The sequence below is a fragment of the Temperatibacter marinus genome (genome assembly GCF_031598375.1).
GTDB lineage: Bacteria > Pseudomonadota > Alphaproteobacteria > Sphingomonadales > Kordiimonadaceae > Temperatibacter > Temperatibacter marinus.
The window spans coordinates 740,557-762,374 of sequence record NZ_CP123872.1; the positions used below are offsets into that span (position 1 = coordinate 740,557).

At 44.3% G+C, this 21,818-nt stretch carries 18 protein-coding genes; 9 read left to right on the forward strand and 9 right to left on the reverse strand.

Annotated elements, in window-relative coordinates:
* The first annotated feature begins 84 nt into the window (after positions 1-84).
* Positions 85-291, forward strand: a complete 207-nt coding sequence (locus tag QGN29_RS03380; protein ID WP_310799264.1) for a hypothetical protein — start codon at positions 85-87, stop codon at positions 289-291.
* Between the two features lie 6 nt (positions 292-297).
* Here the strand turns inward: QGN29_RS03380 and QGN29_RS03385 are convergent, their stop codons facing one another.
* The 3 genes from QGN29_RS03385 to QGN29_RS03395 form a co-directional block, all read right to left on the reverse strand.
* Entirely contained in the window at positions 298-1,332 is a 1,035-nt protein-coding gene (locus QGN29_RS03385) for a succinylglutamate desuccinylase/aspartoacylase family protein (protein ID WP_310799265.1), read from the reverse strand.
* Positions 1,332-2,852, reverse strand: coding sequence for a tetratricopeptide repeat-containing sulfotransferase family protein (locus QGN29_RS03390; RefSeq protein WP_310799266.1), 1,521 nt, complete (start codon positions 2,850-2,852; stop codon positions 1,332-1,334). The genes QGN29_RS03385 and QGN29_RS03390 overlap by 1 nt, the downstream gene beginning before the upstream one ends.
* A 72-nt stretch (positions 2,853-2,924) precedes the next feature.
* Positions 2,925-5,186 carry a TonB-dependent receptor gene (locus QGN29_RS03395; RefSeq protein ID WP_310799267.1) on the reverse strand — a complete coding sequence of 754 codons (2,262 nt, stop codon included), beginning with the start codon at positions 5,184-5,186 and terminating at the stop codon, positions 2,925-2,927.
* A 287-nt stretch (positions 5,187-5,473) separates the two neighbouring features.
* On the opposite strand from QGN29_RS03395, the gene QGN29_RS03400 reads away from it, so the two are divergent.
* The 3 genes from QGN29_RS03400 to argB all read left to right on the forward strand — a co-directional run bounded on the left by QGN29_RS03400 (position 5,474) and on the right by argB (position 8,513).
* Positions 5,474-6,820 (forward strand): MFS transporter, encoded by a 1,347-nt coding sequence (locus QGN29_RS03400; RefSeq protein WP_310799268.1) that lies wholly within the window; start codon positions 5,474-5,476, stop codon positions 6,818-6,820.
* 78 nt (positions 6,821-6,898) lie between these two features.
* Positions 6,899-7,615: a lysoplasmalogenase gene (locus tag QGN29_RS03405; RefSeq protein WP_310799269.1), complete on the forward strand. Its 717-nt coding sequence runs from the start codon at positions 6,899-6,901 to the stop codon at positions 7,613-7,615.
* Between the two features lie 13 nt (positions 7,616-7,628).
* On the forward strand, positions 7,629-8,513 hold the full coding sequence (gene argB / locus QGN29_RS03410) for an acetylglutamate kinase (protein WP_310799270.1): 885 nt from the start codon (positions 7,629-7,631) through the stop codon (positions 8,511-8,513).
* A gap of 27 nt (positions 8,514-8,540) precedes the next feature.
* Here argB and QGN29_RS03415 read toward each other — a convergent pair whose 3' ends face one another.
* Complete coding sequence (locus QGN29_RS03415) at positions 8,541-9,806, reverse strand: DUF2336 domain-containing protein (protein WP_310799271.1); 1,266 nt, start codon at positions 9,804-9,806, stop codon at positions 8,541-8,543.
* A 21-nt stretch (positions 9,807-9,827) separates the two neighbouring features.
* Complete coding sequence (locus QGN29_RS03420) at positions 9,828-11,504, reverse strand: diguanylate cyclase (protein ID WP_310799272.1); 1,677 nt, start codon at positions 11,502-11,504, stop codon at positions 9,828-9,830.
* Between the two features lie 173 nt (positions 11,505-11,677).
* Between QGN29_RS03420 and QGN29_RS03425 the strand changes: the two genes are divergently transcribed.
* From QGN29_RS03425 to QGN29_RS03440, 4 genes are all read left to right on the forward strand, one after another.
* On the forward strand, positions 11,678-12,367 hold the full coding sequence (locus tag QGN29_RS03425; RefSeq protein ID WP_310799273.1) for a pyrimidine 5'-nucleotidase: 690 nt from the start codon (positions 11,678-11,680) through the stop codon (positions 12,365-12,367).
* A gap of 115 nt (positions 12,368-12,482) precedes the next feature.
* Positions 12,483-13,328: a 2,3,4,5-tetrahydropyridine-2,6-dicarboxylate N-succinyltransferase gene (gene dapD / locus QGN29_RS03430; protein WP_310799274.1), complete on the forward strand. Its 846-nt coding sequence runs from the start codon at positions 12,483-12,485 to the stop codon at positions 13,326-13,328.
* A 17-nt stretch (positions 13,329-13,345) separates the two neighbouring features.
* Positions 13,346-14,494: a succinyl-diaminopimelate desuccinylase gene (dapE, locus tag QGN29_RS03435; RefSeq protein ID WP_310799275.1), complete on the forward strand. Its 1,149-nt coding sequence runs from the start codon at positions 13,346-13,348 to the stop codon at positions 14,492-14,494.
* A 99-nt stretch (positions 14,495-14,593) separates the two neighbouring features.
* Complete coding sequence (locus tag QGN29_RS03440; protein WP_310799276.1) at positions 14,594-16,645, forward strand: prolyl oligopeptidase family serine peptidase; 2,052 nt, start codon at positions 14,594-14,596, stop codon at positions 16,643-16,645.
* A gap of 64 nt (positions 16,646-16,709) precedes the next feature.
* Here the strand turns inward: QGN29_RS03440 and phoB are convergent, their stop codons facing one another.
* The gene (phoB, locus tag QGN29_RS03445; RefSeq protein ID WP_375164623.1) at positions 16,710-17,399 is read right to left on the reverse strand and encodes a phosphate regulon transcriptional regulator PhoB; all 690 of its coding nucleotides are present in this window, start codon (positions 17,397-17,399) and stop codon (positions 16,710-16,712) included.
* A gap of 46 nt (positions 17,400-17,445) precedes the next feature.
* On the reverse strand, positions 17,446-18,714 hold the full coding sequence (locus QGN29_RS03450) for an ATP-binding protein (RefSeq protein WP_310799278.1): 1,269 nt from the start codon (positions 18,712-18,714) through the stop codon (positions 17,446-17,448).
* Between the two features lie 170 nt (positions 18,715-18,884).
* On the opposite strand from QGN29_RS03450, the gene QGN29_RS03455 reads away from it, so the two are divergent.
* On the forward strand, positions 18,885-19,481 hold the full coding sequence (locus QGN29_RS03455) for a nucleotidyltransferase family protein (protein WP_310799279.1): 597 nt from the start codon (positions 18,885-18,887) through the stop codon (positions 19,479-19,481).
* Here the strand turns inward: QGN29_RS03455 and QGN29_RS03460 are convergent.
* Together QGN29_RS03460 and QGN29_RS03465 are read right to left on the reverse strand one after the other, a co-directional pair.
* Positions 19,453-20,337 carry an XdhC family protein gene (locus tag QGN29_RS03460; RefSeq protein ID WP_310799280.1) on the reverse strand — a complete coding sequence of 295 codons (885 nt, stop codon included), beginning with the start codon at positions 20,335-20,337 and terminating at the stop codon, positions 19,453-19,455. The two genes, QGN29_RS03455 and QGN29_RS03460, sit on opposite strands and share 29 nt — an antisense overlap.
* A complete protein-coding gene (locus QGN29_RS03465) occupies positions 20,337-21,770 on the reverse strand; it encodes a helix-turn-helix domain-containing protein (RefSeq protein ID WP_310799281.1) in 1,434 nt (477 codons plus the stop codon). The genes QGN29_RS03460 and QGN29_RS03465 overlap by 1 nt, the downstream gene beginning before the upstream one ends.
* Positions 21,771-21,818 lie beyond the last annotated feature (48 nt).

The window sequence follows — 21,818 nt, forward strand, 5'->3', positions numbered from 1 at the left end:
ATTTTGCTATACTTAATTCTGTAACGAGTCGTTTGTTGAGAGTTCAGGTTTCGAGTTAAGGTTCCAATCTATAAGGAAGAGACCATGAAAGAACGCGATATTCATAGCTATGCCTCCCACTTATTTGAAATGATGGGCGATAAAGCCGAAGTCTATGCAGCTCAGCAATTAGCTGCCTTTGATAAATCTCTAGATACAGATAGTTCACGATCAATGCGACGAGATTGGCGGCGTATCCGAGAAGCAATCATGATCATGAAGATGACACACTCTCGTTTCACGCATCACTAAGCCTCTCTATTTTAAGAGACGTGCAACCATTGATCCAGGCTCTCGCATAGGATCCGTGGAGACTGCTAAAACGACGCCTTTATGAGGCGCTCTATAACATTTTAATTTATGGCCAAAGGGGTCATTAATACAGCCGAGGACCTGCCCCTCTTTCACGTGATCGAGCAAAGCGACTTTCATCATCAAAATGCCTCCCGTGTGGGTATAAACAGTTGTGGACTTTGTGCCCACATAAGGCTTCACTCTAGCAACCGGAAGAGTTTCTCCTTTTATCATGCCATCCTTTTTCATGACGCGTTTGATGCCAATAATGGCGCGGTTAATAAGATCTTTTTGAAATATTTTGGGCGCGCCAATTTCTAATGTTACGGCTGGTATATCATGAGTCACGAATGTTGTCTCTACTGTGCCTTTTTGCCCTTTGTCTTCCTTGATCAGGTCCGGCCCTAATAGATAGGCCATCTTTTTTGCCGCCGCATTTCTAAAGTCAGAAAAGACATAGAGCGGATATGCTGTCCCCCGTGTTTGGGTATGAAGGTCTATGGCCTTATCTGCGTTATTCTTTAATAGATAGTGCCAAACATGATACGCAAAGCGCTCGCCCGCATGACCATATTTTTCACCCGGCATAACACGATTTAAATCTGTGTGAGATCCGCCTCCATTAGATTCGTGAAAATAGCGACTGTTATTTTCTAGGCCCGTCCGGTTGATCCCGGGTACCATAATCACCGTTCCTTTTAATGATTTAGGATTAAGTTCTGCAGCCAATCTATGAAGAACCCCAATACCATTCAATTCGTCACCATGAACAGCCGCTGTCAGCATCAAACGCGGTCCCTCTTTCGTGCCTTTAAAGACAATAACAGGGATCAGGAGAGCGTCTCCCGTGTTACGGTATCCAGCCTTAAAATAGAATTCATGTCGACCAGCCCCAAGATCATCGACCTTTAACTTAGTGATGATTTTTCTTTCTTTCACCCCAGCATGGGACGACATAGAGAAGGCGATTGAAAGTAAAACAGTAAGAACGAACTTCATTATAAACCTTTGATATTCAATTGATTCAGTTGAGTATAGAGAGGCTGAAGGTCTTTTTCAAATCTCTGCCACACTCCAATAGATTTTGTATGGGCTTTTTCCCGAACTTGCAAAGCACTGGCAGTCGCAACGGTTCCTTCTGTTCTATGAGGCGATGCACAAGCCTCTTGCCAGTCCAACCCTACATGATCCAAAAGACACCGCGCGGACCCCTCAACATCTCTCACCAGGTCTTCATACGCAAGATCAAGTATACGGTCTGGCAAGACATTATGCCAATGATCCATCAAACCTTGGTAGTGTGCATAATGCCGAGCAAGATCTTCAAAGTCATATGAATAGGGATAACTCTCAGCAAAAAGCTGCTTATACATGGAAAAGCAACTGTCCATAGGATGTCGTTTTACATGGATGAAACGCGCTTTGGGGAAGGCCGTCGCTAAGAGGCCTAGATGTTGATAATTTTCAGGCAATTTATCAATGAATAGTCGCGTTTGCCCTCTTAATGGACGCGCGCAGTTTAAATAAGCTTCGCCAAAAGCTTTGGGTGCTGACCTGAATTGATTGGCTAACATGGCGACATAGGGCAACTCACCTGCCGCCGTCACTTCCGAATGCGCGGCAAGAATACGTTCAACAAGAGTTGTACCTGTTCGCGGCTGCCCCACAATAAAAATTGGACTTTCCTGTTGGTCATTTTGGCGACAGACTGACTCAACATGTTCACGCGTCCAAGCTTTCATTTGAGCTTGGAAATATTGTGCCTCCCCGGCTGCATCATAAGAAACGAACGCCTTCTTGGCATTCGCGCCCTTTTCATAGGTAGTAAAAGCTTGATCCCAAGCCCCTAGGTCTTCATATAGCTTCCCAAGGCCATAGGCTAACATCGCGACATCCTGCGGAGAATTAGAGGCTTTTAATGTTTCTTTTATTGGATCGAGATCTTCCTCTGATGTTGCTTTTTGACTTCTGGCGAGCATCCAATGCGCTTTGGCATGGGCAGGGTCTATTTTTAAGGCTTGATTTAAACTGTCAATCGCAGCTTCACTTTGTCCCAAGAAAGTTTGACTGCTGGCTTTGTTGACATGGATAATCGCTGACTGATCCTTCAACTTGAGCGCTTGATCATACTGTTGCAGTGCTTTCTCATGCTGGTTTAAATGCGCATAGATGACTCCTAGACTGTCAAAGTCTTGGGCGTTAATAAGACCAAGTTTTTCAGCATTTTCAGCGGAGGCTAATGCATCTGCATGTTCACCGGTCATCAACAAAGTGCGTGCTAAATAAACCCAAGAACGCGCATGCTTTTGATCAAGACCAAGAACAGTTCCAAAAGCTTTTCTCGCTGTCCCCCAATCCCCTAACTCAACAGAGGCTAGGCCTACTAAGAAATGAGCTTCAACGGCACCTGCATCAAGGGCAAGTACTGTGATGCCATGCTGTTTAGCTTCTTGATATTGCCCTTGGTCATACGCTTGATAACCAGCATGGAGGCGGGATCGAATTTGATTATGTTTCACCATATATTCCAAAAAAATGGGATCTTAATAGATTAAGATCCCATCATACTTATTTATAGTGTGCGGTAAAGCTTAGAAGTCATATCCAAAAGATACACCCGCTGTCCGAGGCGAGACAACATAGAAGAATTGACCTTGATCTCCATAGCGACGCGCACCGCGTCCCCCTGTTATTGCAAACTTGTTAAACAGGTTATTCACATAGACACGAACGTTCCAATTATCTTTGTTATATCCAGCTGCTACGTTTGCCAAAACATAATCATCCATTGTGAATTGATCCGTGTTGTTAAACATAGCGATTTTATTGACAAGTGCTTTTGCTTTGCCGCGGTAGAAGAGGCTACCGTTAGCAAAGATAGTGCCCCCATCATAGTCTGTAGAGAAATCAAAGTAAGCAGACCACTGATGCTCAGGCACCCCAGGAAGCTTATTGCCTTCAATCACACCCGCATCCATGATTGTTTCTTCAATCTGAGCGTCTGTATAGGTATAAGAAGCCCCAACGGTCCAAGCTTGGCTTAGTGCATATTTGCCTTCAAGTTCCATCCCTTTAGAACTGGCTTTTCCGGCATTAATTGTAATGTTTTCAGCTGTGTTAACTGACTTGGCATCAATTTGAATATCCGTCCAGTCCACATAGAAAACAGCACCATTGAAGACCCATTTATTATCAAGCAATTTAGCGTGCCAACCAAACTCGTAGTTTGTTACACGGTCTGGCCCATAAGTACGCTCACTATCCAGAGGATCTTTAATGTTGTTAATGCCTCCACGGCGGAACCCTTCAGCAACAGTACCGTAGAAAAGAACATCATCGGAAACATCGTAAGATACATTCAATTTAAAGACTGTGTCATTAATTCCGCCTTCATTAGGATCGACACAATCTGGTGCAGAATCAAGAAGGACAAGCCAAGTACAACTTTCTTTAATATTGACAGATTGTTCAAAATAACGAGCGCCAACTGTCACATGAAGTTGATCCGAGAAATCATATGTTATTTCACCGAAAACAGCCTTTTCTTCAAAACTGTCATCTCCGTAACTATCATATTCCAGAGCACCATTACCCGTCGTAAACCCAGCCCACTGAAGATATCCTGGGACATATTCACGAGATCGGTTTTGACCGCTATCATGTTCATAGTAAAGTCCCGCAATCCAGTTTAAGGCACCTTCATTATTCGAGAGAACCCGTGTCTCATGAACAAAAGTTTCAGACTCAGCTTCTTCCTTTGTAAAACTAGAGAATTGTGCGAAATCACCATAACCAGGCCATAAAAACAGAAGAAGATCTGTCTGATCGCGACGCCCATCCCCTGTATATTTAGAATAAGAAGTACTAGAGAGCACAGAAAGGTCTTCGCCTTCATGGCTAATTTCCAGATTAAAGATCTCATCTTTGTTCCAGCGCGGCTCAGTATAACGCAAGCTTGAAACATATTTTTCACCAGTAAAGTCTGGATTAACCGCCTGACGGCCCTCAGCAAATTGATCTTGCATATAATAGCTGGCCGAAATTTCAGTCTCTTCAGAAAGCTTCATCAGCGCGGCGATTTTAACATTCAGTGTTTCTTCGCCGTTATTGTCTTCCACTGGCTTCGGAGCGTCAGAAACGCCCGGCACTAAATGTACATAGTTATAGTCCACAAAGCCACTATCGTGCAGATAGTTAACTGCTGCTCTGACAGCAAAATTGTCAGAGTAAGAGACATTGGCAACACCTGTAAATTCTTGACTTACAGAACCGCTGTCTTTTGTGAGATAAAATTCAGCATCCATTTCGCCGCTGACGTCATTCATGACAGGCTTCTTCGTAATATAACGAAGCGTACCCCCCATAGCCCCGCGTCCATAAAGTGTCCCTTGTGGACCACGAAGAACTTCGATGCGGTCAATATCAAAAAGCTTGATGTCCGCCGTCAAAGGCGTTTCATTCATATAGCGAGAAACTGTTGTTCCTGAGCCCTGGTTTTCAGCAGCCTGCAACGGGCCATCAGAAAGACCTCGCATAATCAATTTTCCGTTTTGGCGCGCGCCTGTATCAATAAATTGAATCCCTGGAACCATGCGAGAAATTTCTGTCAGATCACGTGCACCAAAATTTTCTAGGGCATTGCCTGACATGGCAGAAATATTATACGGTATTGATTGAATACTTGCAGCACGACGTGTCGCTGTAACAGTAATTTCCTCAAGAGAAGCTTCATCATTATCTTGCGCTGCAACTTGTGGAGCAGCCAGTGTTAGTGTTAACCCCATTGCTGTTGTTGTCAGTAAGGCTGTCGCTCTTTGACGTGGTAATTTTATCATTTTGTTATTCTCCGGCATTATTTTTCCCTTTTATATTCTGCACAAGCTTCCTGAGAACACCCGAAATTCCTGAGAACACTTGGCAGAATTCTTTCCTGTATTACCAGTTTACAGGGTTTGAATGGAGAAAATATCAACGCCGATCTTAATGTTGCGCTGCAAAATTTTTCCTATGTAACAAAAAAGTCACAATAGCAATACTTTAGACATAAAGTCCGTGCTTTCAAGATGACCATAGTCTTCTTGTAACTGCTTGATACATTCGGTAGAGTGTGCCCTCATAGAGGTGGAAAAGGGGCGCGCTAGTGACTGAAAAAAATAACTCATCGACATTTCGATTATTGAAAAGTCGACGCTTTCTCCCCCTATTTATCACCCAATTCCTAGGGGCATTTAATGACAATTTATACAAATTGGCCATGTTGGCACTCATTGTTTATGTGCTGGCAACAGGCAGTTCATCAGAGGCAGCCCTTTTGTCTAACATTGCCGCAGGGCTTTTTATGCTCCCCTTTTTCCTCGCCAGTGCACTGGCAGGGCAACTCTCTGACAAATATGAAAAATCCACATTGATAAAATTCATTAAACTCTGGGAAATAGGTTTAATGATTATTGGGGCTTATGGATTTTATACTGGGAATATCGTGTTAATGATGATCATTCTCTTCGGCATGGGGCTTCAATCGACCTTCTTTGGACCCATAAAATATGCCATTTTACCACAACACCTTGAAAAAGATGAGCTTTTACCTGCAAATAGTTTAATGGAAGCCGGTGTATTTCTGGCAATTTTACTCGGCACGCTGTTCGGGGCCCCGCTTATCTTAGCTGAAAATGGGATAGTCCTCGCTGCTATGGGCACCATTAGTATTGCAGTGCTAGGCTTTATCACAGCCCTTTTCATTCCAAAGACGGCACGCGCCGCGCCTGACATTCGAATTAGGAAAAATATATTTGCCGAAACCCGCACGCAGTTCAGAGAAGCCAAAAGCAATCCGATCATCTTTTTGTCAATTATAGGAACCAGCTGGTTCTGGATGTTTGGCTCTGTATTTTTAGCGCAAATTACACCAATGGCTCGATCGCTTCTGTATTTGGACGAATATGGTATGACAGCCATTTTGGCCCTCTTCACAGTGGGAATCGGCATCGGCTCAATTTTATGCAACCGGATCCTAAAAGGTCAGATATCAGGCATATATCAACGAAAAAGCCTCGTGATCATTCTACTCTGTGGCATTTTTCTATATGGGACACTCGTTTGGTATAGCACTGCGGTTGAACAGCCTGTGGACGGAACATTAATCTCGGTTTGGGCCTTCATACAGAACCCTATCACATGGGTCATGGGCTTGGCCATTTTGGGCATGTCCGCTGCCGGGGGAATGTTTATAGTCCCTCTCTATGCCCGACTACAGCACCAGAGTGATCCTGATAAATGTTCGCGGACCATTGCATCCAATAACGTCATGAACTCTGTATTTATGGTTTTGGGGGCTGTCGCAGCTTTGCTTATACTAAAGCTTGGTTCTGTGCTAGATCTGCCCCTTGATGTGGCAGAAATTTTACTGATTGTAAGCCTTTTAAACTATCCAATGATCAAAATATTAAAACCTCTCGAGCAAGATGTCCCTCAATCGACATCACATTGAGTCGCTAAATTTTTAGGGAGTCCTTGAAAAAATCATTTTCCCTTGCAATAGTAAACATTGGGCACAAAGAGGTAAGTTATGACGCGGATTTTCACAAAGAAAAAACGACCGATTTTAGAGTTTTTCGGCAGTATTATTTTAATTTTATCCATTATTGCTGCTGTGGTTTATGAGCTTAAATCCTTCCCGGATACTCTCACATGGTCACTGGTGGCTAAGGGCTTACCTGTGGCTCTTCTCGGTGTTTATGCCCTGTTTAATTTTCGCACCCTTGATCATGCAATCTTAGCCCTGGCTCTCTTTGCTTCCGCCGCAGGAGATATTGGCCTAGAGCTGCCTTTTGACAATAAACTCAGTTACGGCATAGCCGGCTTTTCGGTGGCGCATGTTTTTTATATGCTTCTTTTCTTGCGCAACAGACGACACCTTCAGGATCTTGCGAAAATTCGGTTGAATATCGCCTCTCTCGCTTGGGCCTTGACAACAATTGTTGCAATATTGCTCTATGACAGCTTAGGTGAAATGCAATATTTAATCATCGGCTATATGGTAATTTTAACAGGCATGGTCTCATGTGCTCAGCTATCTAGATATCCTTTCATTCTTGTTGGCATAGGCTCTATGCTCTTTTTCATCTCAGACGCTTTCATTGCTGGACGCATGTTCCTAAGCCTCCCAGATTGGTCTAATACTGTCATTTGGCTGAGCTATTATTTGGCACAATTCCTAATTACGATGGGAGTTTTAATTGCCCCTGATCAGGAAAAACGCTATCACATAAAGACCTTTACTTAATAAGATTTGAACTATGAGTGTCATTGTGAATACAGATCAGAAGAAACTGCAGAAAAAAGCAAAAATTCTCTGCGAAGCCCTGCCGTATATGAAAAAATATGCTGGGGAAACCTTTGTCATTAAATATGGCGGTAATGCAATGATTGACGATGAACTTTCCCGTCAATTTGCAGAAGATGTCGTTCTTCTCAAGCAAGTCGGAATTAACCCAATCGTTGTCCACGGCGGAGGACCTCAGATCGGCAAAATGCTAGACCGTCTTCAATTAGAGAGTCGATTTATTGACGGCTTAAGAGTGACCGACGAGCAAACGGTTGAAGTGGCTGAAATGGTTCTCTGTGGGTCTATAAATAAATCCATTGTGGCTGATATCAATGCCGCTGGTGGCAAGGCTATTGGCCTGTCTGGTAAAGATAGTAATCTGGTCATTGCAAAAAAACGAGAAAGTACTATTGATTTAGGCTTTGTCGGAGAACCAGAGGCCGTCAATCCTGACATTTTGAATTCAAGTGTCGAGGCTGGAATGATCCCTGTAATTGCACCTATCGCCGCAGGCAAAAACGGTGAAACTTTCAATATCAATGCAGATACAATGGCTGGCTGTATTGCGGGCGCGATCCAAGCAAGGCGTCTTTTCTTACTGACTGATGTTGAAGGCGTTCTCAATGAAGAGAAAGAACTGCTCACTGACCTTGTTGAATCAGAAGTAAAAACGCTGATCACTAATGGCACGATCGCAGGGGGCATGATTCCAAAGGTTACAACCTGTCTGGATGCCCTTAAAGGAGGCTCCAATGCAGCATCCATCATCGATGGACGCGTCATGCATGCCATCCTTCTAGAGATTTTCACAGAACGCGGAGCAGGCACACTTATTCGGCTCACAGAAGACGATTAACTCTGTTTGAGGCTAACGATTACTGCCTTAATCAGCTTGGTCAATAAAATAGCTGAGATGCCAGTCCAATTCATCTTCATCAATGGGATATTTCTCCCCCCCTTTGCCGTGAAGCAGTTGAGCCGATGGAACGAGCGCTAATTTCGTTTGAATGGCATAAGCAGTCCGCATTTTCAATTGGGCCCGCCAAGACAGAGCCGTCACAGCCCGTCCACTCTTTGAAAGAATGATTTTTCGCACAATTTTTGAAGATAAGTCAGCCATCAATGCCAAGCATTGGATGATAAGTTCGCGATTACTTTCTTCAACTTGCTTAACGATAAAGGCATCATCCAGAAGACCCCGATCCATGAAGTCACGAGCTTGTTTTGCAATTGCCATTTCTTCGCTTTGCTCGAGCCGTTCCCCTTCCACACGTTCTCTTACTTTCTCTAGGATATCTTCTGCTAGATCCTCCTCCAATGTCGATTGTTCCATCATGGCAAAGACAAGGGCTGAGGCAACAAAGCCTGCAATTCTTTTCATCGCTCTAATTGAAAGTTGTGGGCGCAGTGCAAGGGGTTTGTGTAATTCTTCTACAGAACTGGCTTGATCAATAATCCGATCGAGGGTGTCTTCTCTGATTTGGGCTTTTTCATTTGTTAAAAGCGCAGCAATCGCCGGCACATCTAGGCTTGAGACAACATCATCAGACACATCTTGAGACAGGCCTGCTCGCTCAGCAATCGCCTTCAAAGCGCCTGAGCTAGTCCCTGCAGCGATAATTTCTCTTAAGTCATCATCATTTAACAAGGGTGAATATTGTAGGATGGGTCCACAAACAACATCTTCGACATCTTTCGCAAGCTTTGTGACAATATCCTTCGGAATGGCTTCTAGATGCTTAATTGCATCTGCAATAAGGCTTCTAATCTTTGGTTCTTGATCTTTTGCAAGATCTTCTAAAATTTCGATGGTTGTTTCTTGCAGCACTTCTTGATCAGAAGGGTCCATATCAGGCACGATCCGCCCTATTTTTCGCGCTAATTCAAGCCTCACTTCTTCACTCTCATCTTTGGATAGAAGAGTATCTGCCTGTACTGGCGTTGCTGGATTTGAAGCAATCTTAGCGCGCACATCTGGATCTTTATCATCTGCCAAATAATAAAGCACCTCTGGACGGGCATCCTTTTGTTGAGCCAGCAGCAGACGATCTTTCTTATTGCCTTTAGAAAGCATCACACGCGCTTCTTCATACGTGACTGGCTTTTTATCGCCCCCACTAAAAAGGTTTTTTAATTTATTAAATACCATCCATTTTTATCCTTAGTGCTTTCATGATATGGCGTCGTCAGTGAGAACACCTGTCACATAGGTACTCTTTCCTTTTTTCTTTGCCGCATACATTAATTGGTCAGCTAACTTAGTCATATGCTCAAGGCTATGCTCAACAGTTGGGTTAGATTCAACGATCCCGATTGACATAGAGAGCCGTAAAGCGTCAGCCCCAATTTCTTTTCGAATTGCAGGCATAGCTTCTAACAGTGTCTGCGCTTTTCCTTTACCGACATCTGTCGTGGCTGTATCGAGCCAGACAACAAATTCATCGCCCCCAATTCTCGCAACACAGTCTTGCTCTCTGACCTGTTCGGTCAATAGCTCAGAAACTTTCTTAAGTGCCAAATCCCCTGCTGAATGACCAAGAGTGTCATTGATTTCCTTAAAATGGTCTAAGTCCACATAGAGAATAGTGCCAACTTGTCCTGTTGCTCGCATGTTTTTCAACCGTTCCCCTACGGTTTCATCCAGAGCCCGTCTGTTCATTAGTCCCGTTAATTCATCGCTGCTTGAAAGATGGTTAAGGCGCTCAATCAGCTCTGATTGTGTAATAGCGACAACCATATTGTCAGCGATGCCTGTTAACAGTGCTTTTTCCTGCATGGACCAAGGAAATATGGTGGCATCTCGGTACAAAAGAATAACACCTTTAAGCTGGTCCCCGCTTTTAAGTCGCACTGCTAAATAGCGATCCTCTTGCACAGTCATTTCAAAGGCCTGATCTTGGTTGATGTCCTGTGCGAGAGCGATCGTCACATCTTGCAAGTTCAATAGATGAGGGTCTGTTTGATTTTCCTGTGCATCTTGATCTTCGCTTTTCGCCATAAGTTTCAGCCCTCGGGACGCAGAATAGAGGATCCAACATTGATCGGCCCTTAAAACTTCTGCGAGGGCATTGACTGCGGTGGAGAGAAGGTGCGTTGCCCCTCTATTAGTGTCCTGAAGAATACGTGTGATCCGTCCTTGCAAACTTAAACGGAGGGCGTTCTGGCGCGCAACTTTCTCTTGTTCCACGAGGCTAGACATATCACGACAAATCCCGCGTACGGCTTCCAGCTCCAATTCATCATTAAAAACAGGCTGGACATAAAAAGTAATCCATTTATCACCTTCCGGAGTTGAGACACGGTGGGGTTTGCTCTCATATTTTTCACGGCAATGAAAAGGATCAATGGTTGGGCCTTCCCCGTCTGGCCAAAAAAAGCCCGAAGCATGCTTGCCGTGCAAATCTTCTGGAGATTGGCCGAATACGGCCCCAGGGCCAACATATGTAAAGCACCCATGAAGGTCCACTTCCCAGCCAAAGTCAGCGCTACAACTGATCATGTCTTTGAACATATTTCGACTATACATTAAAGCCTCAGTTACTTTATCTTGCATAGAAAAGTCTCGGCCTGCAATAAGCACTTTGTCATCTGCAACAGGAAGGGCCACCAACCAGTAAGTTACAAGAAAGCGATCAAAACGAACTCGCGATTCAATCAGTGTTTCTTCATCATAAGCCCGCACAGCAAGGGCGCGGATTTCCTCGCCCTCTTTGGCATAAATATCACTTAAAGCCTCTGCAGATTGAGAGCGCTCAACGATAGCTAACCTATTATCTAACAAGAGAGCCGGCATATCCAATTTGGATACATTGATAAACTGGGACTCTTTTTTTAACCAATTAAGCACTGACTTGCCTCTGAGTAATTTTGTCTCTGCATCGTTTTAAGAAAGGAAAAATAGATATTTTGTCATCAACTCTTGCCCTCTCGCTCACATGCTCTAAAACACTACAACAAGACAATATTAATTCATAGTGCTATACAATAGTCAATCTATGGAATAGCGATTGAGGGCAAAAAATGGCATCTTCTATCCCCTATCACCCAGATCTCATCACCGATAGATCCATCTGGATTTTTGATCTTGATAATACACTCTATCCAGCGGAGAGCGACCTCTTCGCGCAGATCGATGTCAAAATGACGGAGTATATTGCCAATCATTTTCAAATTGATAAGGCTTCAGCCCGTGAAAAACAAAAGCACTATCTTGTGACGTATGGGGCAACAATGCGGGGACTTATGGAAAATGATGGTATTGATCCGCATCATTTTCTAGAAAATGTACATGATATTGATTTTTCGCCGATTCAAAAAGACGTTCTCCTGCGTGAAGCCATCGAAAAATTACCTGGACGAAAGCTAATTTATACCAATGCGGATGTAACCTATACAGACAATGTTCTAGAACGCCTTGGGCTTTTGAACCTCTTCGAAGGCGTGCACGACATCCTAGCTTCTAACTTGACTCCGAAACCCAGTATCCCAGCGTTTGATGATTTCCTCAGTTGCTATGATATTGACCCCGCAAAAGCTGTTTTCTTCGAAGATAGTATTCGAAATTTAATCCCGGCAAAAAAAGCAGGCATGGGGTGCGTCTGGATTGATACAGGATGCGAATGGGCCGGCATGGAGTATCAAAATGATATCGCCCATGCTGAGATTAAGTTATTGAGCCCCTGGTTACAAAAATTTACAGATCGATTATAGAAGAGTTTTCATAAGACTGATCCATTCAATTTGTTGTTAGACCCATTGACAGTCCTCAGTTTACCTCTATTGTGCTCCGCAAAATATCGCAACTCTAACTTCAATGAGAAAATCTATGTCATATGAAAATCTAGAAAAAAATATCAATGACGCCTTCGACAATCGTGACACAATTAATGCCAGTACAACAGGCACATACCGCACAGCAGTTGACGAAGCTCTTGCCCTTTTAGATAGTGGGAAAGCCCGCGTTGCTGAAAAAATTAATGGATCGTGGGTGGTAAACCAGTGGCTTAAAAAAGCCGTTCTTCTTTCATTCCGTCTCAATGACATGGAATTGATTGCTGGGGGACCGGGAAAGTCGACAAATTGGTGGGATAAAGTCCCGAGTAAATTTGAAGGCTGGTCCTCAGAAGACTTTAAAACAGCTGGCTTCCGCGCTGTACCTGGGTCAATCGTACGAAAGTCTGCCTACATTGCCCCTTCCGCTGTTCTCATGCCTTCTTTCGTAAACTTGGGTGCTTATGTGGACGAAGGAACAATGGTTGATACTTGGACGACTGTTGGATCTTGCGCTCAAATTGGTAAGAATGTTCACCTCTCTGGGGGTGTTGGAATTGGGGGTGTTCTTGAACCCTTACAAGCAGGGCCCGTGATTATTGAAGACAATTGCTTCATTGGCGCACGGTCTGAAATTGCAGAAGGTGTCCTTGTGGAAGAAGGGGCTGTTGTCTCTATGGGTGTATATATCGGGGCTTCAACAAAAATCATCGACAGAGAAACTGGCGAAATCTTTATGGGGCGCGTGCCTGCATATAGCGTCGTTGTCCCTGGGACTCTCCCTGGCAAGCCTTTGCCAGATGGCAGCCCTGGGCCAAATCTATATTGTGCTGTCATCGTGAAACGAGTGGATGAGCGTACACGCAGTAAAACTTCCGTGAATGACCTTCTTCGCGATTAAGAGGAAGGGGAAGAGACATGACATCACTCACGGCTCTAACACTTGCACAAGACCTAATCCGCGTTAAATCCGTGACTCCGGATCAAGGCGCTGCAGTCTCTCTCTTAAAAGAGGCTCTTGAGGCACTTGGCTTTACCTGTCATATGCTCCTTATGCAAGAAGAAGGGGCTGAAGATGTCATGAACCTTTACGCTCGCTATGGCACTGCCGGGCGAAATTTTTGCTACGCAGGCCATACAGATGTTGTTCCCGTCGGCGTCTTAGATCACTGGAATAGTGATCCTTTCGGTGCCGAAATTAAAAATGGCATCTTGTTTGGCCGCGGCGCCAGCGATATGAAAGCGTCCATAGCTTGTTTCGTTGAAGCGGCTGCACGGGCCATTGAAAAAGAGACCCTTGGAAATAATAGTTTATCCCTTTTAATCACTGGTGATGAAGAAGGCCCTGCTGTGAATGGGACCAAGAAAGTTCTGACATGGCTTGAAGAGAAAGGCGAAACGCTTGATCTTTGCCTAGTAGGGGAGCCCACTAATCCTCATACGCTAGGTGAAATGATGAAAATTGGGCGCCGGGGGAGCATGCATGGTTATTTAACAGTCAAAGGAACTCAGGGGCATGTTGCTTATCCTCATTTAGCATACAATCCAATTCCTGATCTTGTAAAATTACTCAATAGTTTAGAGGGAGACCTCTGTTCAGGAAATGATCACTTCCAACCCACAAATCTTGAAGTTGTAAAGATAAACGCCACCAATGACAGTGACAATATTATCCCCGGGGAAGCCTTTGCCCAGTTCAATATTCGCTTTTCTAGTGAATTTACGCCTGATGCACTTCAACTCGAGTTAGAAAAGCGCCTGAAAAGCACAGGCATAAATCATGAGTTACGCTGGTGGGTTTCTGGGGATAGCTTTTTAACAGCTCCTGGAGAACTAACTGAGGCTATTTCCAAGGCATGTGAAAAACGTCTCAATAAAACTCCCGAACTCTCAACAACAGGGGGAACTTCCGATGCACGCTTCATTAAAGATATGTGCCCTGTCGTAGAATTCGGTCTGGTAGGTGCAAGCATGCATAAAGTAGATGAATGCACCACACTTGATGATCTAGAAGCTCTCACGGATATATACGAAGATATTATCTATCGGTTATTCTCGGCTGAATAAGACGTCTCCCTTGAATTTCTGCCCAGCATAGACAATTTTCTAATTGTCGTTCCTTTCTTTCTGCCTTAGGTTCTATTCATTACTTTTGGGAGAATATTAATGAATAGCGCTAGCCTTATTGCAGGACTCTTATTTTTCGCGGCGACAACATCAACGCCGGCCTTGGCTGAAGAAAGTCAAAGAAAATTCAAATCAGCAGATATTTTTAATCTCGAACATGCAGAAGACCCACGATTATCTCCAGATGGTCAATCAATCGTCTTTGTAAGGCGACAACAGGATATTATGGCAGATCGGTCAAGGTCTAACCTGTGGATTACAGACAAAGACGGCAAAGATTTACGCCCCCTCTTCACCGGCAACAATTCTTATTATTCCCCGAGATGGTCACCCAGTGGTAAACAATTAGCCTTTTTATCAAATAAAGAGGGGCGCACTCAGCTTTTCGTGCGCTGGATGGATACAGGCCAAATTGCACAATTAACTCATGTTCAGCAGGGTCTTGGTAATATTAGTTGGTCCCCTGATGGTCGAACCATTGCTTTTACAATGCGAGTCACGAAAAAAGAGCGCCCTCTCAAAGTAAAGATGCCCAAAAAGCCCAGAGGCGCAACTTGGTCAAAGCCTGTTCAATATGTCTCAAAGGCGCGGTATCAAGCTGATGGCAGAGGTATAATGGACCCCTCTTATACACATATTTTCACAATTCCTGCTATTGGCGGAACACCAACACAATTGACAAAAGGTGATTATCCAAGAAGTGGCTCCTTTAGCTGGGCTCAAGATGGATCTTCTATTTATTATTCTGCCAACCGAAGCGATAACTGGGAATATGAGACTCGTGAGAGCAATCTCTACAATGTCACCCTTTCAGGCAAAAGAGAGCAGATCACTGATGAGCCTGGCTCGGAATATAGTCCTCGGGTCAGTCCTGATGGCCGCTCCCTTGCCTATATAAAATCTGATAATAAAAAATTAGCGTTCCGTCCAGCAGTCTTAATGGTGCGAGACATTCATTCCTCTAAGACAAAATCCATTACACACACCCTTGATCGCAGGGTGAGAAACATTCAGTGGGATAGCCGAAGTAAAGGATTATATTACCAATATACAAATCGCGGCCTAACACATGTTGGCTTTTCTGATGTGGCCAAGGCAAACCATAGTGTTAAAGCCGAAGACATTGGCGGAACAACACTTGGGCGTCCTTATCTAAGTGGTACATATCATACCAATGGCAAAGCTCTAACTTACACCAAAGGCACAGCAAAGCGACCTGCGGATCTATATTACGGTACAGGCAAATCAGAGAAGCGTCTGACAGAGTTAAATCATGATGTTCTCAGCTCCATTACTTTGGGTGAAACAAAAGAGATTATCTATAAATCCTCCATCGACGGGGAAGAAATTCAAGGCTGGTATATTCTACCACCTAACTATGATCCTTCGAAAAAATACCCTCTTATCCTTGAAATTCACGGAGGCCCACACCTCGCTTATGGCCCCCATTTTACTGCCGAACTTCAGAGATTTTCTGCTGAAGGCTATATCGTCTTCTTTGATAACCACCGCGGCAGTACAGGGTACGGGGAACGGTTCGCCTTGCTGCTTCAAAATAAATATAGCAGTGAGTATGATTTCGCCGACCATATGTCCGGGATCGATGCCTTAATAGAAAAAGGCTTGGTGGATGAAAATAGATTGTTTATTGCAGGCGGCTCTGCGGGCGGTATTGCCAGTGCTTATGCGATCGGCCTAACAGATCGTTTTAAAGCCGCTGTTGTGGCAAAACCTGTGATTAACTGGATTTCAAAAGTCCTCACAGCAGATAGCTATTTATTTCAAATCCCCAATCAATTCCCAGGCATGCCTTGGGATCATGTTGAGCATTATTGGAAAAGATCGCCCCTTTCCTTGGTGGGCAACGTAAAAACACCAACAATGCTTATTACTGGGGAAGCTGACAGGCGGACCCCGATAAGTGAAACAGAACAGTATTATCAAGCGCTTAAACTCTTGAAAGTAGACACTGTGATGGTTCGAGTGCCTGACAGCCCTCACGGAATAGCTGCAAGACCGTCCAGAATGATTGCAAAGATTGAAAATATCATTGCATGGTTCAACAAATATGATGGCCAAGAAAAAGAGTAAAAAAGAGAGCCCCTGAATCTTCGACAGATTGAGGGGCTCATCTATAAAAAGATATTTCTATTGATTAACTGATATCCAGAGCATACCCCATCGATCGAACAGTGCGGATATAGTCAGGTAAATCATCGACTTCTAAAGCTTTTCTTAGACGCCGAATATGCACATCAACAGTCCGCTCATCAATAAAGACATCTTGCCCCCAAACACGGTCTAAAAGCTGATCTCTGCTAAAGACATGCTTAGGGTTTTCCATAAAATGGCGAAGTAATCGATATTCGATAGGCCCTAATTTCAAGGCGGCCCCATTACGGGTCACACGGTGAGTGATTTTATCCATTTCAATATCTTCAAACTTAAGGTTTTCGGCCGCAAAGGCTGGCCTCACACGCCGCAGAACTGAGTGCACACGGGCCATTAATTCTTTAGGCGAAAATGGCTTAATGATATAGTCATCAGCGCCTGTCTCTAATCCTCGAATTAAATCAGATTCTTCCGATCGCGCTGTAATCATCAAAATGGGTACATTGGCTGTGGCTGCTTCTTTTCTTAGACGTCGGCAGATTTCAATCCCTGACAGAGAAGGCAGCATCCAATCTAATAAAACCACATCTGGGCCTACTTCTTCTGCCAACAACAAAGCCTCTTCGCCGTCTTCTGTTGAGGTGACATCATAGCCTTCAGCTTCAAGGTTATAGCGAATAAGTTCACTGATCGCTTGATCGTCTTCTACTAAGAGTGCTTTTAATTTCATCATTTCCTCTTTAACCACTGTTTTTTTAAAACAAGAGAGCCTCACCTCTTCAATCTGATGTCTTCGTCGCATCCAAATCGAAAGAAAATGTTGTCCCTTTACCAAACTCACTCATAATTTCTAATCGGCTAGAATGGCGGAGCAAAATATGCTTCACGATAGCGAGCCCAAGGCCAGTACCGCCCATCTGTCTAGAACGGGCCGTATCTACTCGATAAAACCGCTCTGTGAGGCGTACAAGATGCTCAGGTTCAATACCTGGCCCTTCATCCTTCACATAAATTGTAACGCTTTTGTTTTTTCTATGGGCTGCGCCTATATGCACAACAGAATTCTCATTGGCATATTTAGCAGCATTTGATGCTAAGTTGATCAAAACTTGCAAGATCTGATCGCTGTCCGCCATGACAAAAGGTAAATCCTCCGCACAGTTTATTTTGAAAGTTATTTGACGCTCTGCGGCTTTTGGCGTTATCGAGTGGACGATATTTTTAATCAGCGTTGCTATATTCACCGCTTCAGTCGGGGTTGTATGGCGTTCCATCTCTATACGCGACAGAGACAATAAATCCTCTATAAGCCTTGCCATGCGCTCAGATTCTTTTTGCATAATCCCAAGAAATCGTTCAGCTGCCGCTGAATCGCCTTTGGCTGGTCCTTGCAGGGTCTCAATAAATCCCAAGATTGAAGACAGAGGCGTCCGTAATTCATGGGATGCATTCGCAACAAAATCCACCCGCATGCGTTCGGTTTTGAGCAAACGTGTCACTTCATAAAAAAAGACAATTGCTCGGCCATTGCGGACCCCTGATTGTTTTGAAATAGGTTGCACAGAAACATCAAAACTTCGGTCATCTGCTGTGGTAAACCTTAAGTTATTGTCGGAGGCAACCTTGTCTGTCACAGCTTCAGTGACAGCTGTTACGATTGCAGGCTGGCGAACATACAAAAACAAATCTTTCCCGGACAAATCCTGTCCAACAATTTCTTCTGCGGCCTGGTTTGCAAAAGAGATGGTAAGGCCATCAGAAATAATAAGAATAGGTGTGGGGATGTTATTGAGCGCTTTAGCCCGCAGTTTCATCGCGCCTTTTTTTATCCGCGATTTTTTACTTCTGGACTTTCGTTTCCTATATCTCATCACCAGTTTTCTAGTCTGGCTCTGATGCTGAAAAATAAAGAAAGTGACACAGCTACCTATGAGAAGAAGAGCGAAAGTAGTTATTGTTTCAAAAGACCAAAGAATGATCAACCCGATCCAAATCAAGCCAGTTAACAATCTGTCATCAAGGGTGTTTAAATAGTTTTTAATACTCATTTTAGCTCTCACTTCATCAATCGCGCTATAGTATCTAAAAATTCGAGACTGACGAGTTCTTATTTCAATAATATGACCCTTGCCTAAGAAATATTACACTTTTATGAAGGTAAAGAAAAAACGAGAAAATACTCTTCCTCATTCATCCTCCATAGCATACAGTGATTTGCATGACACAGTCCCTCTCTATAGCAGCACTCATTTTAGCCGCAGGTGAATCTCTTCGCATGGGTCACTTGAATAAACTGTTATTGAAACAAGGGGATAAAACGCTTGTGCATCAAGCAATTCAGCCCTATCTCCCGCTCTGTACCTCTGTCACTGTTGTTCTAGGTTGTGACGCTCAAAGAGTGGGGGATGCGATTAAAATGCTCCCTGTAGAAACAATCATAACACCGCAGTACAAAAAAGGGCATCATCAGTCTGCCCGTTTCGGGTTACAGGCATTACGGTCAAATCCTCAAGATGCTGTCCTCATTGGATTGGCTGATCAATATGCACTGACTCATGAGGATATTGCAGAAATGGCCTCTCTCTACAAGCAAGACAATAAGATAATAATTCCCAGAATCGCCAATAAACGTGGTAACCCTGTCCTTCTTCCGAAACGATTCATTGAACCTATTTTAGCTTCCAGAGAACCCATACGGACATTCTTAGATCGCCATCCAGAAGAAATATCCTGGCTTGAGTCCACGTCAACGGCTTTTCTACAAGATATTGACACCCCCGAAGAGGCTAAGTCTGCTGGGTATAGTGCTGAATAACTTCTGCAAGGCAGGAAAGAGCGACCATATTGGCATCCCTTAAAGAAGGGATGAGGCCTATGGGCCCTTTGATAGTTGCTACCCTCTTTTCAGACACCCCCTTTTCTATGAGAACTTGCTTGCGAACAGCATGGGTCTTTCGGCTGCCAAGTGCCCCTAAGTAAAAGGCCGGGCCAGAGAGGGCCTGTGCTAGCACTTCCGGTTCCCAATCATGATCATGGAACATGACAACCACAGCCGTCCAACAATCATCATCCGTTCCCGGTAGGTGATCAGGCGTTAACAAATGATGTGTCTTGAGCACACCCAGAAGGTTTGCTTGCTTCAGAAAACCATCATTAGGAGACTGTGCAATCACATCGAAGCCTGACGCTCTGCTTATACGGATGAGGGCCATCATTTCTGCGCCGACCCCCACGATCCTGATTTTCAGCTTGGGGGATAAGGTAATACTATAGGTATCTGTCACGTGGAGCCGTGTCGTCTTTCGTGCATTTAATTGATCCCTGCACTGGGTCAGGCCTAGAATATCTGGCATCGGTTTGATGAGCAGTTCAATAGACCCGCCGCAGGGTAATTGCAAATCTTTATAGGGTGACCCTGCGCCAAATTTTACTGTCATCTCCTGCTGGGCCTTCATGGCTTCTTTGGCCTTAAGAATGAGTGTCGCATCCACGCAGCCATTCGATATATGACCCGCCATTTCCCCTGTATCAGAAATGCCTATAATCGACCCAACAGAGCGGACAGACCCTCCAGATGTGGCTATCACTGCGACAAGCGCACTCATCTCGCCATTTTGATATTGATCAATGAGAAAATCTAATACATCAACAGGGTGGTCGTAAGAAATCATCAGGCATCCATTTCAAAATTATAAGCAGAGATGCCGCGACTACGCTCATCAAGAACAAGCTTTCTAGAGAGAGGTGGATGGGCGCGCTGAGCACAGCTTGGGCGCTCACATAGGCGGCAGTTTGGGCCAACTGGTGCCGCATCATTAGCCTCTAAATTATGGCCTTTAGCATAGGCCAAAGCAGCCGCATTTTTTAAATCACAAACTAGGGCGACTGCTAAGCGCTGGCGAGGTTCACCATAAGGTGTTACGCCGCGCTCAACCGTTCTAGCCACAGAGAAGAATCGTGTTTCATCAGGCATTTCAATCATTTGACTATGAATTTTACCAGGTGTGACAAAACTTTCATGGACGTTCCACAAGGGACAGGTACCCCCAAATTTAGAAAAAGGAAAGCTGCCTGCTGAAAATCTTTTGGAAACATTTCCAGCTGCATCCACGCGCAAAAAGAAAAAAGCTATTCCTTTTTTCCCTGGGCGCTGGAGCGTGGTTAGTCGGTGTGCAGCCTGTTCAAAACTGGTGCCAAATCGCTGAGCTAAATGCTCGATGTCATAGGATAAATTTTCCGCCGCCCCATGAAATTTTGAATAGGGCATCAACAAAGCGCCAGCGAAGTAATTTGCCAACGATATTTTTGCAAGTCTCACAGCCTCGTCCCCTTGAAAGTTAGCCTTATCAAGGCAAAGGTCGATGGTAGGCCCGTAGTTGAGCAGACCAATCAAATAGGCAATTTGAAAAGTCGCAGCGGAGGGCGTGAGCATCTCCGAGAGCATGAGTTGACGTCGATGCCGATCAAAATGACGCAGCGTATCTGGTAGCACATCCGTGGGCATAAATCGAGGCCTCACCGCTGTGGTTAATTCAAGGTGCGTCCCTAAAGCTTCTAGGTTATTCTTACCATTCAAGCCAAGCTCTTCACTGAGAAGTTCAGCCGCCTCATCAAGCTCAGGAAAATAATTCTGATTGTTTTGAAGAAAATCTCTAACTTGATCATTTGGCAATTGCGTAGAAGGAACCTCTCCTCCTTCTTCTGTCATATGCAAAGAAAGTTCACTTGTTCGCTCTCTGGCTTGTTGGTAGGCCCTATATAACCGTGCCATCGCTTCTGCCATCTGCGGAGCAGAAGCCACCGAATCTTGAATATCCGCTTTTGAAATGTCGATCCCTTTAAAAAGAGGATCAGATAATATTTCAGCCACTTCTGCAAAGGCACGCGCATCTCCCGATCCTGCTAGCGTGGCCAAATCTAAATCATAGACCTCGGCAAGTCGCAGTAAAAATTGGGCAGAAACAGGTCGTTGGTCTCGCTCTACTAGGTTTAAATAGCTGGTACTAAACCCCAACTCGCTCGCCATACGGCTTTGACTTAACCCCAGTTCGCGGCGCAGCCGTCTTATTTTGGGACCGGCGAATATTTTCGACTGTGCATCCATTGTGTAAATCCTGTTAATTTTTACAAAGTTTACAATTTTACAAAATTA